The 13947-nt window shown below is 68.2% G+C and carries 12 protein-coding genes; 7 read left to right on the top strand and 5 right to left on the bottom strand.

Going from position 1 to position 13947, the window contains the following annotated elements; translation table 11 throughout:
* Positions 1–93 precede the first annotated feature (93 nt).
* A complete protein-coding gene (locus LC066_RS06205; protein ID WP_224897261.1) occupies positions 94–1698 on the bottom strand; it encodes a carboxyl transferase domain-containing protein in 1605 nt (534 codons plus the stop codon).
* Positions 1699–1847: 149 nt separating this feature from the next.
* Between LC066_RS06205 and LC066_RS06200 the strand changes: the two genes are divergently transcribed.
* Entirely contained in the window at positions 1848–2450 is a 603-nt protein-coding gene (locus tag LC066_RS06200) for an OmpW/AlkL family protein (RefSeq protein ID WP_222476966.1), read from the top strand.
* Positions 2451–2578: 128 nt separating this feature from the next.
* Here the strand turns inward: LC066_RS06200 and LC066_RS06195 are convergent, their stop codons facing one another.
* The 3 genes from LC066_RS06195 to LC066_RS06185 all read right to left on the bottom strand — a co-directional run bounded on the left by LC066_RS06195 (position 2579) and on the right by LC066_RS06185 (position 5792).
* Complete coding sequence (locus LC066_RS06195; protein WP_224897259.1) at positions 2579–3742, bottom strand: isovaleryl-CoA dehydrogenase; 1164 nt, start codon at positions 3740–3742, stop codon at positions 2579–2581.
* 173 nt (positions 3743–3915) lie between these two features.
* Positions 3916–5112: a DegT/DnrJ/EryC1/StrS family aminotransferase gene (locus tag LC066_RS06190; RefSeq protein WP_224897257.1), complete on the bottom strand. Its 1197-nt coding sequence runs from the start codon at positions 5110–5112 to the stop codon at positions 3916–3918.
* Positions 5113–5129: 17 nt separating this feature from the next.
* On the bottom strand, positions 5130–5792 hold the full coding sequence (locus LC066_RS06185; protein ID WP_224897255.1) for an HAD-IIIA family hydrolase: 663 nt from the start codon (positions 5790–5792) through the stop codon (positions 5130–5132).
* A gap of 265 nt (positions 5793–6057) precedes the next feature.
* Here LC066_RS06185 and glmU point away from each other — a divergent pair, with 265 nt between their 5' ends.
* Genes glmU through LC066_RS06170 form a run of 3 tightly spaced genes read left to right on the top strand, consistent with a single transcriptional unit; the run spans position 6058 to position 9958 of the window.
* Entirely contained in the window at positions 6058–7413 is a 1356-nt protein-coding gene (glmU, locus tag LC066_RS06180) for a bifunctional UDP-N-acetylglucosamine diphosphorylase/glucosamine-1-phosphate N-acetyltransferase GlmU (RefSeq protein WP_224897253.1), read from the top strand.
* A complete protein-coding gene (gene glmS / locus LC066_RS06175; RefSeq protein ID WP_224897252.1) occupies positions 7413–9236 on the top strand; it encodes a glutamine--fructose-6-phosphate transaminase (isomerizing) in 1824 nt (607 codons plus the stop codon). The genes glmU and glmS overlap by 1 nt, the downstream gene beginning before the upstream one ends.
* Entirely contained in the window at positions 9233–9958 is a 726-nt protein-coding gene (locus tag LC066_RS06170; RefSeq protein ID WP_224897250.1) for a DNA alkylation repair protein, read from the top strand. The genes glmS and LC066_RS06170 overlap by 4 nt, the downstream gene beginning before the upstream one ends.
* Positions 9959–9992: 34 nt before the next feature.
* On the opposite strand, the gene LC066_RS06165 is transcribed toward LC066_RS06170, so the two are convergent.
* Positions 9993–10439, bottom strand: coding sequence for a hypothetical protein (locus LC066_RS06165; protein WP_224897248.1), 447 nt, complete (start codon positions 10437–10439; stop codon positions 9993–9995).
* Between the two features lie 84 nt (positions 10440–10523).
* Between LC066_RS06165 and moaA the strand changes: the two genes are divergently transcribed.
* The 3 genes from moaA to LC066_RS06150 are packed head-to-tail and all read left to right on the top strand — an operon-like array spanning position 10524 to position 13931.
* A complete protein-coding gene (gene moaA, locus LC066_RS06160; protein WP_224897246.1) occupies positions 10524–11531 on the top strand; it encodes a GTP 3',8-cyclase MoaA in 1008 nt (335 codons plus the stop codon).
* 17 nt (positions 11532–11548) lie between these two features.
* Complete coding sequence (locus LC066_RS06155) at positions 11549–12841, top strand: 3-deoxy-D-manno-octulosonic acid transferase (protein WP_224897244.1); 1293 nt, start codon at positions 11549–11551, stop codon at positions 12839–12841.
* A gap of 28 nt (positions 12842–12869) precedes the next feature.
* Complete coding sequence (locus tag LC066_RS06150; RefSeq protein WP_224897242.1) at positions 12870–13931, top strand: glycosyltransferase family 4 protein; 1062 nt, start codon at positions 12870–12872, stop codon at positions 13929–13931.
* The last annotated feature ends 16 nt before the right edge of the window (positions 13932–13947 follow it).

The following is a 13947-nucleotide window of genomic DNA, read 5'->3' as shown; positions in this document are numbered from 1 at the left end:
TATCCCGGGGGAGTCGCGGCGCAGCCAGGGCGGGGGCAGAGCCCCCTGCCCGCCCGCCGCAGGCGCGGCCTCCGGGCGGAGGCCAGACCCCGATCACATGCGGAAAATGCCAAAGCGGCTCTCCTCGATGGGGGCATTCAGGCTGGCGGACAGGCTCAGCGACAGCACCTCGCGGCTTTTGCGCGGGTCGACGATGCCGTCGTCCCAGAGCCGTGCGGAAGCATAGAGCGGGTGGCTTTGCCGGGCGAACTGCTCCTGCATGGGGCGCTTGAACTCGGCCTCTTCCTCGGCGCTCCAGCTTTGGCCCTGACGTTCCAGCCCCTCGCGCCGCACCTGGGCCAACACGCCAGCGGCCTGATCCCCGCCCATGACGGCGATGCGCGAGTTGGGCCAGGTCCACATGAAGCGCGGCGAATAGGCACGCCCAGCCATGCCGTAGTTGCCCGCCCCGTAGGAGCCGCCCACCACCATGGTGATCTTCGGCACCGAGGTGCAGCTGACGGCGGCGACCATCTTGGCCCCGTGGCGGGCGATGCCCTCGGCCTCGTATTTGCGGCCCACCATGAAGCCGGTGATGTTCTGCAGGAATACCAGAGGGATCTTCCGCATCGAACACAGCTCGACGAAATGGGCGCCCTTCACGGCGCTTTCGGAAAACAGCACTCCGTTGTTGGCCACGATGCCCACGGGCCAGCCGTCGATATGGGCAAAGCCGCAAACCAGCGTTTCGCCGAACCGCGCCTTGAACTCATCAAAGCGGGAACCGTCGACCAGCCGCGCGATCACCTCGCGCACGTCATAGGGGGTCTTGGCATCGGCCGGCACCACGCCCAGCAGTTCGGCGGGGTCATAGGCCGGGGCCTCGGGCGACTGGCGGACAATGCCGCCGGGGCGGGTGCGGTTCAGCGCGGCGACCTCGGCCCGGGCCAGTTCCAGCGCATGGGCGTCATCCTCGGCCAGGTGATCGGCCACCCCCGACAGCCGCGTGTGCAGATCGCCGCCGCCCAGATCCTCGGCGGTGACCACCTCGCCGGTGGCCGCACGCACCAGCGGCGGGCCGGCCAGGAAGATGGTGCCCTGTTCGCGCACGATGATGGTCACGTCGGACATGGCGGGCACATAGGCGCCCCCGGCGGTGCAGCTGCCCATGACCACGGCGATCTGGGCAATGCCCTTGGCCGACATCCGCGCCTGATTGTAGAAGATCCGCCCAAAATGATCGCGGTCGGGGAAGACCTCATCCTGGTTGGGCAGGTTCGCTCCGCCGCTGTCCACCAGGTAGACGCAAGGCAGATGATTTTCCTCGGCAATCTCCTGGGCACGCAGGTGTTTCTTCACCGAGATCGGATAGTAGGTCCCGCCCTTCACCGTGGCGTCGTTGCACAGCACCATGACCTCTTGGCCGTGCACCCGGCCCACACCGGCGATGATCCCCCCGCCCGGCGCGGCGCCGTCGTACAGGGCATGGCCCGCCGTGGCGCCGATCTCGAGGAAGGGAGAGCCCGGATCCAGCAGCCCCGCCACCCGGTCCCGAGGCAGCATCTTGCCCCGCGACAGATGCCGCGCGCGCGCCTTTTCCCCGCCGCCCGCCGCTGCGGCCTCAGCAGCGGCGCGCACCTCGGTCAGCGCGACCTCATGGGCGGCCAGGTTGGTGCGGAAGTCATCCCCGCCAGTCAGGATCGTTGACGCGAGCTTCATGCCGCTCTCCTCATTTTTTCGTTCGGGGCCAGCGCCCTATGCCAGAATGTCGCACCCCTACTCTCGGGCCGTTCCGGTTGACTCAGATCAAGGCTCGCGCCGTCAAACGGGCGCAAACGGGCGGTCGAGACAGACTGAAAGGAAACCCCATGCAACTCCGGACCCTCCTCCTCTCCGCCACCGCCGTCCTGGCGCTCGGCGCGTCCGGTGCCGCCGCTCAGCAAGCTGGCGACATCACCCTTGGTGTCGGTATCGGCAACGTGAACCCGAAGGACGACAACGGCACCGCCGGCGGCGCCCGTCTGGACATCGACGACGACACCCAGATCACGCTGACGCTGGAGTACTTCATCACCGACAACCTCGGTGTCGAACTGCTGGCCGCCACCCCCTTCACCCATGACATCAAGCTGGGCGGCGCGGATATCGGCAGCGTGAAACACCTGCCGCCGACCATCAGCCTGAACTACCACTTCCAGAACGCCAGCAACGTCACGCCCTTCATCGGTGCCGGTGTGAACTACACCACGGCCCTGGACGTCGACTCCTCCGTGCCGAACCTGAAGCTGGAAGACAGCTGGGGTCTGGCCCTGCACGCCGGTCTGGACTACCGCGTCAGCGAAAAAGGCCAGATCCGTGCCGACATCCGCTGGATGGACATCGACATGAAGGTCAAATCCGGCGGCACCACCCTGGGCACCGCCGAGGTGGACCCGCTGGTGGTTGGCCTGGCCTACGTGCACACCTTCTGATCCCCGATCAGCCAAACAGCCGCCACGCTCCCGCGGGAGCCGGCCCAGCGGGCGCGCCATTGCGGCGCGCCCGTTTCGCGTTCCGCGTCGGGCCGCCGCGCCATATGTCATCGCACCGGGCCGCATCCTCAGGACATCGCCGACATCAGCTCGCGCCCGACCAGCATGCGCCGGATCTCGGAGGTACCCGCGCCGATCTCCATCAGTTTGGCATCGCGGAAGATCCGCGCCACCGGCGCATCGGCCAGAAACCCCGCGCCGCCCATGGCCTGCACCGCCTGATGCGCCACGACCATGGCCTCTTCGGAGGCGTAAAGAACACAACCGGCGGCATCGGCGCGAGTGACCTCGCCGCGGTCGCAGGCGCGCGCCACCTCGTAGACATAGGCCCGGGCCGAGTTCAGCTTCACGTACATGTCGGCGATCTTGCCCTGCATTAGCTGGAAGTTCCCGATGGGCTGACCGAACTGCTTGCGCTCGGCCATGTAGGGCATGATCTCATCCAGGCAGGCGGCCATGATGCCGGTGCCGATGCCCGACAACACGACGCGTTCGTAATCGAGGCCCGACATCAGCACGCGCACGCCCTTGCCCTCCTCGCCCAGCACGTTCTCGAAGGGCACTTCGACATCGTCGAAGATCAGCTCGGCGGTGTTCGAGCCGCGCATCCCCAGCTTGTCGAAATGGGGCGAGGTGCTGAAGCCCTTCATCGACTTCTCGACGATGAAGGCGGTGATGCCCTTGCTGCCCGCCTCCGGGTCGGTCTTGGCATAGACCACCAGCGTATCGGCATCCGGCCCGTTGGTGATCCAGTACTTGTTGCCGTTCAACACGTAGCGGTCGTTCTTCTTCTCGGCGCGCAGCTTCATGCTGACCACGTCAGAGCCTGCACCCGGCTCGCTCATCGCCAGAGCGCCCACATGCTCGCCGCTGACCAGACCCGGCAGGTACTTCTGCTTCTGCTCAGCCGTGCCGTTGAGGCGCAGCTGGTTCACGCAGAGGTTGGAATGCGCGCCATAGGACAACGAGACCGAGGCGGACGCGCGCGCGATCTCCTCCACCGCGATGACATGGGCCAGGTAGCCCATGCCGGTGCCGCCATATTCCTCGTCGACCGTCAGCCCCAGCAGGCCCATGTCCCCCATCTCGCGCCAGAGCGCGGGGGGAAAGACATTCTCGCTGTCAATCTCGGCCGCCATGGGCTTCACCCGCCCCTGCGCCCAGGCGTGAACCGCCTCGCGCAGCGCGTTGATATCCTCGCCCAGATCGAAGCGCATGGATGCGGTGAACATCGGGCTCCTCCCTTCCCGTTTATGAACACTTGTTCACACCATAGGGCCGGGCCGCTGCCCGCGTCAATACGCGATCGGATAACCGTCCACGTCGGCACCCGACCCGCTGACACGACAACACCGGCGCCGTTGCCGGGGCCGGTGTCGATGGGATGCCGGAAAGGAAAGAAGTGTCAGCCCTGCGCCTGCCAGACCGTCCCCACCTCGGCGCGGATGATCCGCGCCAGAAGCGCGCAATCATCGAGGGAGAAGGTCAGCGGCAGCCGCATGTCCAGGATGCCCTTCAGCACCCGGTCGGTCTGCGGCAACGCCGGGCTGTCGGCATAGCGCCAGCTGTCATAGCGCGAGGTGAAGCCCTGAGGCTCCGCCGCGCCGAACCATTTCAGCTCGACCCCTCGGGCGGCACAGCGCGCCAGCACCTCCTGCACCGCCTCTTCGGACCAGTCCAGCAGCAGAACCTGGATGGACGAGCCGACATAGGTCTCCGCCTCGGGGCGTTCGATCACCGTCAGACCGGGGGTGCCGCGCAGGCCCTCCTCGACCACGCGGTAACGCGCGTTCCAGGCGGCGCATTGGGCGTCCAGATTGCGCAGCTGAGGACGCAGGATCGCGGCGCGCAGATTGTCCATGCGGCCCGAGACATTGGGCGTGTCGTATTTCACCCGCTCAAAGACCTCCGGACCGGGGGCGGCCAGATGCTTGCCATAGAGCATGTAGCTGCCGGTCAGGATGATGGCGCGGGCGGCGACCTCCGCGTCATCGGTGACCATGAAGCCCCCCTCGCCCGAATTGACGTGCTTGTAGGTCTGGGTGGAATAGCAGCCGGCCAGCCCCTGACGGCCACTGATCTGGCCGTTCCAGGCGGCCCCCATGGTATGGGCGCAATCCTCGACCACCTTGACGCCCGCAGCATCGCAGATCGCCATCAGCCGGTCCATGTCGCACAGATGCCCGCGCATGTGGCTCAGTAGCAGGACACGGGCCTGGCCGATCTTCTCCTCCAGATCATCCAGGTCGATGACCAGGCTTTCGGTGACCTCGACATAGATCGGGCGACCGCCGACGGCGGCAATGGCGCCGGGTACGGGGGCCAGGGTGAAGGCATTGGTCAGCACCGGATCGCCCGGCTGCACACCGACAGCACGCAGCGCGGTGGTGATGGCGATCCCGCCAGAGCCGGTGGCGACGCAGTACTTGGCGCCGGTCAGCTCGGCGAACTCCTTCTCCAGCAGCGCGGCCTCGCCCGGCTCGTCGGGCAAGGTGTTGTAGCGGTGCAGGCGCCCGCTGCGCATCACCGCCACGGCGGCCTCGATGGCGTCTTCGGGGATCGGCTCCTGCTGGGTGAAACTGCCGGTGAACCGCTCGGTCATGGGCGTTCCTTTCGTGCCTAGAGGGACAGCCCGGCCACGACGCCGGGCAGTTCGTCGAAATGGCCGATCAGCGCCTCGGGCGCCAAGGCTGCCATGTCTTCTCCCGAGGGGCCGAAGCCCACGAGGATCGAAGGCACGCCGGCGGCGCGGGCCGTGTTGCGGTCGGTGTCGCTGTCGCCCACCAGGCAGCAGCGCGCGGGATCGGCACCGGCCCGGCGCGCGGCCTCGCGCAGAGGTTCCGGGTCGGGCTTCTTCACCGGCAGGGTGTCGGCCCCCACCAGGGCGGCGAAATCACCCAGCACGCCCAACTCGGCCAGCAGGCGCCGCGCCAACCCTTCCGGCTTGTTGGTGCAGATAGCCACCGCATGGCCGTCGGCGCGCAGGGCCGCGACCGCCTCCATCGCGCCCGGGTATAGCACCGTGTGGCGCGCGATGTCGTCGGCATAGGCCTCCAGCAGGACGGGATAGAGGCGGTCGACCTCCGCCTCGTCGCCGTCGCGCCCCAGCCGGCCCATGCCGAGGCGCAACATGGCCCGCCCGCCGCGCAGCGCGGTGCCCGCGTCGCCCGGCGTCAGCACGTCGCCAGCCCCGAGGGAGCGGAAACAGGCATTGGCCGCCGCCAGCAGATCGCCACTGGTATCCGCCAGCGTCCCGTCAAGATCGAAAACCACCGCCCGCATGTCTGTCCTTCCCGGATATCCGGCCCGCCGCAGGCAGGCGCCGTTTCGCCGCGATTGTTGCGGGGCGAAACCCAAGTTGATCGCGGGGCGGCCCGGCTGACCTTGCACGCCCCTGCCCACCGGATAAAACGGGCGCGACGAAAGAACAATGGCCCAGACCCCGTGCAGGGGGCGCGTGGGCCGCAGGGGATCCGCGCCGCCCGTGCAAGAGGCGGGCGCATCCGGCACGATAAACCGACCGGGCAAAGCCCGGCGAGGGGGCAAGATGAGCACGGCACTGGTGATCCTGGCCGCGGGCAAGGGCACACGGATGAATTCGGACCTGCCCAAGGTCCTGCACGAAATCGCAGGCGCACCGATGCTGGTGCATGCCATCGGCAGCGGCATGGCGCTGGAGCCCTCTCGCGTGATCGTCGTCGCCGGTCACGGCGCCGAGGCAGTGGCGGCCGCAGCCGAAGAGGCCTTCCCGCCCGCCCAGGTCGTCCTGCAGCAGGAGCAAAAGGGCACCGCCCATGCCGTCGCCCAGGCCAGTGAGGCGCTGGCCGATTTCGACGGCGACGTGATCGTCCTTTACGGCGACACCCCCTTCATCCGGCCCGAAACGCTGGAGGCCATGCAGGCCGCCCGCACCAAACACGACGTGATCGTCCTGGGCTTCGAAGCCGCGGACCCGGCACGCTACGGGCGGCTGGTGATGCAGGGCGAACGGCTCGACCGGATCGTCGAATTCAAGGATGCAACGGATGAAGAGCGCCGCATAACCCTTTGCAACTCCGGCGTTATCTGCGCCGACCGAAAGGTTCTGTTCGAGCTACTGGAGCAGGTCGGCAACGACAATGCAGCCGGCGAATACTACCTGCCCGACATCGTGGGCCTGGCCAATGCAGCAGGCCTGTCCTCGGGCGCCGTCACCTGCGCCGAGGAGGAAACCCTGGGCGTGAATTCCCGCGCGGAACTCTCTGTCGCCGAAGCGCTTTTCCAGTCCCGCGCCCGCGCCGAGGCGCTGGAGATCGGGGTGACGCTGCAGGCGCCCGAGACCGTCTTCTTCGCCTATGACACCTTCGTCGGCGGCGACACGGTGATCGAACCCAACGTGGTCTTCGGCCCCGGCGTCACGGTCGAGAACGGCGCCCGCATCCGCGCCTTCTCCCACCTCGAAGGCTGCCACGTCAGCCGCGGCGGTGTCGTCGGCCCCTACGCCCGCCTGCGCCCCGGCGCGGAACTGGCCGAGGACGTGAAGATCGGCAACTTCGTCGAGGTGAAGGAGGCCCGGCTGGATCGCGGCGCCAAGGTCAACCACCTGACATATATCGGAGATGCGGACATCGGCGAGGAAACGAACATCGGCGCCGGCACCATCACCTGCAACTACGACGGCGTGATGAAGCACCGCACCCGCATCGGGGCGCGGGCCTTCATCGGGTCGAACACCATGCTTGTCGCCCCCGTCTCGGTGGGCGACGAGGCGATGACCGGCTCCGGGTCCGTCATCACCCAGGACGTGGAACCTGGCGCCCTGGCCATCGGCCGCGCCCGCCAGGTGACGAAACCAGGCCTGGCGCGAAAATTGTTCGAAATGTTGAAACTCAAGAAGGCCCGCGCGGCCAAGGGGGTGGAATAATGTGCGGAATCATCGGGTATCTGGGAAACCACGAAGCCGCTCCCTTCCTCGTCGAGGCGCTGAAGCGGCTGGAATATCGCGGCTATGACAGCGCCGGCATCGCCACGGTACAGGACGGCCACCTGGACCGCCGCCGCGCCGTGGGCAAGCTGGTGAACCTCTCGGACGAGCTGGTGCATGCGCCGCTGGCCGGCAAGTCGGGCATCGGCCACACCCGTTGGGCTACCCATGGCAGCCCGACCGCCGTCAACGCCCACCCCCACCGGGTCGGCAAGGTGGCCGTGGTTCACAACGGCATCATCGAGAACTTCCGCGAGCTGCGCGCAGAACTGGCCGAGGCAGGGCTGGTGCCGGAGACCGAGACGGACACCGAGACCGTCGCCATGCTGACCGCGCAATACGTGGCCGAGGGCCTGTCCCCGCAGGAGGCCGTGGCCCGCACCCTGCCGCGTCTCGAAGGGGCCTTCGCCCTGCTCTTCCTCTTTGACGGGGAAGACGACCTGATGATCGCCGCCCGCAAGGGTTCGCCGCTGGCCATCGGCCATGGCACGGGGGAAAACTACGTCGGCTCCGACGCGCTGGCGCTGGCCCCGCTGACCGACCGGATCACCTACCTGGAGGAAGGCGACTGGGCCGTCGTCACCCGCGAAAGCGTGACGATCTACGACGCTGCCGGACAGATCGCCAACCGCCCGGTGAAACAGGTCACCCTGGACAACGCCCGCGTCGACAAGGCCGGGCACCGCCACTTCATGGCCAAGGAAATCGCGGAACAGCCCCAGGTTCTGGGCGAGGCGCTGCGGTTCTACCTGGGCGAGGCGGGCGACAAGATCACCCTGCCCGACGACGGCATCGACTTCACCAAGCTGGAACGGCTGACCCTGGTCGCCTGCGGCACGGCCTACTACGCCTGCCTGACAGCCAAATACTGGTTCGAACAGATTGCCCGCATGCCGGTGGAGGTCGATGTGGCCTCGGAATTCCGCTATCGCGAACCGCCGGTCACGCCCGGCACAATGGCGCTGTTCGTCAGCCAGTCGGGGGAGACGGCGGACACGCTGGCCGCCCTGCGCTACTGCCGCGACAAGGCGGAGACCGTGGTCTCCGTGGTGAACGTCGCCGAAAGCTCCATCGCGCGGGAAAGCGATCTGGCGCTGCCGATCCTGGCGGGCACCGAAATCGGCGTGGCATCGACCAAGGCGTTTTCCTGCCAGCTGACCGTCCTGCTGCTGCTGGCGATCGAGGCCGGGCGTCAGCGCGGCACGTTGGACGCCGACCGTCTGGCGGATCTGCTGTCGGCGCTGCGCGGCCTGCCCTCGGTCATCGGGCGTGCCATCGACGACGGCGCCACCGCCGAGGCCTTGTCGCTGCAACTGGCGGAGGCGCAGGACGTGCTGTTTCTTGGCCGCGGCCTGATGTACCCGCTGGCGCTGGAAGGCGCGCTGAAGATGAAGGAAATCAGCTATATCCACGCCGAGGCCTATGCCAGCGGCGAGCTGAAGCACGGGCCGATCGCGCTGATCGACAAGCATGTCCCGGTGGTCGTCATGGCACCGCGCGACGCGCTGTTCGACAAGACCGTGTCGAACATGCAGGAGGTAATGGCGCGTGGCGGGCAGGTCCTGCTGATCTCCGACCACGCCGGGATCACCGCGGCGCAGGACGGCATCTGGCGCAGCATCGAGATGCCGCAGGTCGATCCGGTCCTGTCCCCCATCCTCTACGCCATCCCGGCGCAGCTGATCGCCTATCACACCGCCGTGGCCAAGGGCACCGACGTCGACCAGCCGCGCAACCTGGCGAAATCGGTGACGGTGGAATGACCGACACAGCCGAGACGACGGCGGCGCAGGGCCCGACGCTGGAGGCGGCGCTGGCCGCGCTGCAGGCCCAGGCGGATCCCGAACGGGCCGATGGCATGGCCGCCTATCACAAGGTGGATCGCCCCTACCTGGGCGTGCCCAACCCGGTGCTGAACGACCTGGCGCGCGACTGGCGCGCCGAGCTGACGCTAGAGGCGCGGATCGCCTTGGCGGCGGGCCTGTGGCACACGAACATCCACGAGGCGCGCGTGGTCGCGGCCAAGCTGCTGACCCAGGCGCGAATCCGGCCCGACGACGCCGCGGTCTGGTGGCTGATCTGTTCCTGGGTGCCGCAGTTCGACGCTTGGGCGATCGCCGATCACGTCTGCACGGCGGGCCAGCGGCGGATCATGGCCGATCTGACGCGGCTCGATGAGGTCGAGGCCTGGACGACCCACGATCACCTCTGGACGAAACGCGCGGCGCTGGTGATGACCCTGGGGCTGACCAAGGCCAACCACCCGAGTGCCGCCGAACGCGCCGCGCGCGAGCGGGTGCTGGGCTGGGCCGCAGGCTATGTCAGCGATCAGCGGTGGTTCATCCAGAAGGCCGTGGCCTGGTGGCTGCGCGACCTGTCGAAACACGACGCGTTGGCGGTCACCGCCTTCCTTCAGACCCATGGTGACGAGATGAGGCCCTTCGCGCGCAAGGAAGCCGGCAAGTACCTGGCAGACGCGGGTTAAGCACGCGAGCCGACATAACCGGCCCGAGGGTCGATCACCCGCCGAAGATCTCCACCTCGGCCAGCGCCGTCAGCGGCAGGCCGAGGCCCTGCATCGCCTGCAACGACAACCGCGCGCCGGACCCGGCGGCACCACCGGCCAGCGGTCGCAGTGTCACTGCCACCTCGCGCCCCGTGTCGGCCGCCCGCACCCGTCCGGGCTGCGGCGCGGACACCAGGGCGGTCTTGATCCACATCCCCTGCTCCGTGGCAGTGCCCAGAGAGGCGACCGAGGTGCCCAGAGAGCCTGTCACCGCGCCGGCGGGCGTCTCCGAGGCTTCCTCGCCGCCCTCTACATCGGCCTCGTCCTGCACCTCCGCAGAGAGCGGCGCGCCGTCTGTTTCAGGCGCCTCCATTTGCGGCGCATCGTCGCCGCGCATGAGGCCAAGGGGCTGGCAGGCGGCCAGAAACGGAATCAGCAGAAGGGGGCGCAATATGGTCATGACCCCGAACCTAGCCCATCCGCCGGGACTGGCAATCGGGGAAAGTCCTTGTCGGCGCCGCCTCGCGCCCCTACTTTCCCCCACATGGTTGAACCTCTTGTCGATCCCTTCCAACGGGCCATCCGCTACCTTCGCGTCTCGGTCACCGACCGCTGCGATTTCCGCTGTGTCTACTGCATGTCCGAGAACATGAAGTTCCTGCCCAAGAAGGAGCTTCTGACGCTGGAGGAGCTGGACCGCATGTGTTCGACCTTCGTGCATCTGGGCGTCGAAAAGCTTCGGATCACCGGGGGCGAGCCGCTGATGCGGCGCAATATCATGCATTTCTTCCGCGACATGTCCCGTCACCTGGACAGCGGCGCCTTGCAGGAACTGACGATCACCACCAACGGCAGCCAGCTGGAACGCTTCGCGGATGAGCTTTATGCCTGCGGCGTGCGGCGCATCAATGTCTCCATCGATACGCTGGACGAGGAAAAGTTCGCCCGCGTCACCCGCTGGGGCCGCCTGCCCCAGGTGATGCGCGGCCTGGATGCCGCTCAGAAGGCCGGGTTGAAGGTGAAGCTGAACGCGGTGGCCCTGAAGGGCTTCAACGAGGATGAGCTGTTCACCATGGCCGAGTTCTGTGCCGAGCGCGGCATGGACCTGACCTGGATCGAGGTGATGCCCATGGGGGACCTCGGCAACGAGGACCGCGTGGGCCAATACTGGTCGATGCGCGACCTGCGCGCCCAGCTGGAACAGCAGTACACCCTGACCGACCTGGCCGAGAGCACCGGCGGCCCCGCCCGTTACGCCCGGGTGGAGGAGACGGGCCAGAAGATCGGTTTCATCACGCCGCTCAGCCATAACTTCTGCGAGAGCTGCAACCGCGTGCGGATGACCTGCACCGGCGAGCTGTTCATGTGCCTGGGCCAGGAAGACATGCTGGACCTGCGCCCTGCCCTGCGCAACTTCCCCAATGACGACGGCCCGCTGGAGCAGGAGATCCGCCGCGCGATCTCGCTCAAGCCCGAGGGGCATGATTTCGACTATTCGCGCCGCCGCGCCGATGGTCAGGTCTCGCGCCACATGAGCCACACGGGCGGGTGATGACCCGGCCGTCGGGGATGACCCCCTTCTATCGTTTCTACTGTGGCGTGGCGACGGTGGCGGCGCCGCTGGCCTGGCGCCGCGTGCGCGCCAAGCTGACGGCCGAGGGCATCGCCCCCGCCCGCATCCGGGAACGTCAGGGCCACGCCACCCTGCCCCGGCCCGAGGGTCCGCTGTTCTGGTTCCATGCCGCCAGCGTCGGCGAAAGCGTTTCCGTCCTGGCACTGGTGGAGCGCATGCTGGCCGCCCGGCCCGGGGCGCAGGCCCTTGTGACCTCGGGCACCGGCGGCGCGGCCAAGGTGCTGGCCGATCGCCTGCCGGACCGGACACGGCACCAGTTCGCCCCCCTCGACACCGCCGCCGCCCTGCGCCGGTTTCTGCGCCATTGGCAGCCCGACGCGGGCATCTTCGTGGAAAGCGAACTGTGGCCGCAGATGATCGTGCGGGCGCGGGCCGCCGGGACCCGGCTGGCACTGGTCAATGCCCGCATGTCGAAGGGATCGTTGCGCAACTGGGGCCGGTTCGACGACACCTTCCGCTTTCTGCTGGATCAGTTCGACCTGGTGCGCACCCAGGACCGCGCCACGCTGGACGGGCTGCTGGCGCTTGGCGCCGATCCGGCCCGCGTGGCGCAGGGGCCGAACCTGAAGGCGATGATCGCGCCCCCGCCCGTGGATGCGGCAGAGCTGAAGCTTTTGCGCGCCGCCCTGCCCGGCCCCCTCTGGGCGGCCGCCGCCACCCATGCGGGCGAGGAGGAACAGGTGTTGGAGGCCCATATAGCCGCCCGCGCGCAGGTGCCGGGCCTGCGCCTGCTGCTGATCCCGCGCCATCCCGACCGCGCCGAGGACATCGCCAGACTGGTGCGCGACCGGGGCCTTGGCCTGGCGCAACGTTCCAAGGGCGAGGCCCCAGATGAGGCCGAGGTCTACCTGGCCGATACCTTCGGAGAAATGGGCCTGTGGTACTCCCTCGCCCCCCTCGCGTTTCTCGGCGGGTCGCTGTGCGATGCGGGCGGGCACACGCCCTATGAGCCCGCCTGTTTCGGCACGCCGGTCCTGCATGGCCCCCGCTACGCCAACTTCGCCGAGACCTACGCCGCTTTCGACGGTGCCGGGGCCGCGCTGGAAGTGCCCGATGCCCGGGCCCTCGGGACCCAGGTCGCGCGGCTGCTGACGGATGAGGCAGCCCTGACGGCCGCGAGCGCGGCAACCCGCGCCTTGTCGGCCGACCAGCGTGGCGGGCTGGACGCGGTGGCGCAGGAGTTGCTGGACAGCCTCGCGCCCCTTTCCGCCCCCGCGCCGCTGGTGTAATCGGGTCCGGCAACCGAAGGGGACCGGGATGAGCGAGCCAGACATCGCGCGCATCGACGTGATCGCACCGAATTTCAAGAAACGCATGTCGGGCGTCACCTCGACCGTCTATCGGCTGGTGCCCTTGCAGGCGCGCGAGATCGCCATCGCCTCCGCCGGCCCCGCCATCCCCGAGGGCGTGCCCGAGGTGTCGCTGCGATCGCTGGCCACCATGTCGCGCCGCGGCCCGTCCGGCCCGCGTGTCTGGCATGCCCGGCGCAACAACGAGATGCTGGCGGGCATCGCGCTCAAGCGTGTGCTGGGCAAGCGGCTGAAGCTGATGTTCACCTCCGCCGCGCAGCGCGACCACAAGGGGTTCACCAAGTGGCTGATCCGGCAGATGGACCGCGTGGTCGCAACCTCCGCCCGCTCGGCCTCCTTCCTGGAGGTGCCGGCGACGGTCATCCACCACGGCATCGACGCAGACCTGTTCCAGCCCGCCACCGACAAGGCCGCCCTGCGGGCCGAGCTGAACCTGCCGGTGGATCACAAGCTGGTCGGCTGTTTCGGTCGCATCCGGCCCCAAAAGGGCAATGACCTTTTCATCGACATGATGCTGAGCCTGCTGCCGGACCGTCCCGACGTGACGGCGGTGATGATGGGCGGCGTGACCGACCAGTTCCGCGAGTTCCACGAAGGGCTGAAGGCCAAGGTGGAAGCGGCCGGTTTGTCGGACCGCATCCTGTTCCTGCCCGAGGACCCGCATTGGGACATCTCGCGCTGGTTCAAGGCGCTGGACCTCTACATCGCGCCGCAACGCTGGGAGGGCTTCGGCCTGACGCCCATGGAGGCCATGGCCTGCGGCGTGCCCGTGGTCGCCACCCGCGCCGGTGCCTTCGAGGATTTCATCCCCGCAGGCCAGGCGGGCGCCATTGTCGACATCGAGGACCTGGACACGCTGACCGCCGAGACCGCCGCCCTTCTGGACGATGACACGCGGCGGGCCGAATGGGCCGCCAACGCCCGCACCCATGTGCTGGACAGCTGCCGCATCGAGCAGGAGGCCGCCGCCCTGATCGGCATTTACCGTGATCTTCTTGCCGAGGGCTGATACCGGCGTCAGGCTC

The organism is Pseudooceanicola marinus (assembly GCF_020177265.1).
GTDB lineage: Bacteria > Pseudomonadota > Alphaproteobacteria > Rhodobacterales > Rhodobacteraceae > Pseudooceanicola > Pseudooceanicola marinus_A.
The sequence above is the reverse complement of the archived record's forward strand: the minus strand, read 5'-3'. Positions and strand labels throughout refer to the sequence as shown.

What these genes read in the sequence shown, in the direction of transcription:
- LC066_RS06205 (WP_224897261.1), bottom strand. Translation starts at nt 1,698, where the DNA reads ATGAAGCTCGCGTCAACGATCCTGACTGGCGGGGATGACTTCCGCACC.
- LC066_RS06200 (WP_222476966.1), top strand. Translation starts at nt 1,848, where the DNA reads ATGCAACTCCGGACCCTCCTCCTCTCCGCCACCGCCGTCCTGGCGCTC.
- LC066_RS06195 (WP_224897259.1), bottom strand. Translation starts at nt 3,742, where the DNA reads ATGTTCACCGCATCCATGCGCTTCGATCTGGGCGAGGATATCAACGCG.
- LC066_RS06190 (WP_224897257.1), bottom strand. Translation starts at nt 5,112, where the DNA reads ATGACCGAGCGGTTCACCGGCAGTTTCACCCAGCAGGAGCCGATCCCC.
- LC066_RS06185 (WP_224897255.1), bottom strand. Translation starts at nt 5,792, where the DNA reads ATGCGGGCGGTGGTTTTCGATCTTGACGGGACGCTGGCGGATACCAGT.
- glmU (WP_224897253.1), top strand. Translation starts at nt 6,058, where the DNA reads ATGAGCACGGCACTGGTGATCCTGGCCGCGGGCAAGGGCACACGGATG.
- glmS (WP_224897252.1), top strand. Translation starts at nt 7,413, where the DNA reads ATGTGCGGAATCATCGGGTATCTGGGAAACCACGAAGCCGCTCCCTTC.
- LC066_RS06170 (WP_224897250.1), top strand. Translation starts at nt 9,233, where the DNA reads ATGACCGACACAGCCGAGACGACGGCGGCGCAGGGCCCGACGCTGGAG.
- LC066_RS06165 (WP_224897248.1), bottom strand. Translation starts at nt 10,439, where the DNA reads ATGACCATATTGCGCCCCCTTCTGCTGATTCCGTTTCTGGCCGCCTGC.
- moaA (WP_224897246.1), top strand. Translation starts at nt 10,524, where the DNA reads ATGGTTGAACCTCTTGTCGATCCCTTCCAACGGGCCATCCGCTACCTT.
- LC066_RS06155 (WP_224897244.1), top strand. Translation starts at nt 11,549, where the DNA reads ATGACCCCCTTCTATCGTTTCTACTGTGGCGTGGCGACGGTGGCGGCG.
- LC066_RS06150 (WP_224897242.1), top strand. Translation starts at nt 12,870, where the DNA reads ATGAGCGAGCCAGACATCGCGCGCATCGACGTGATCGCACCGAATTTC.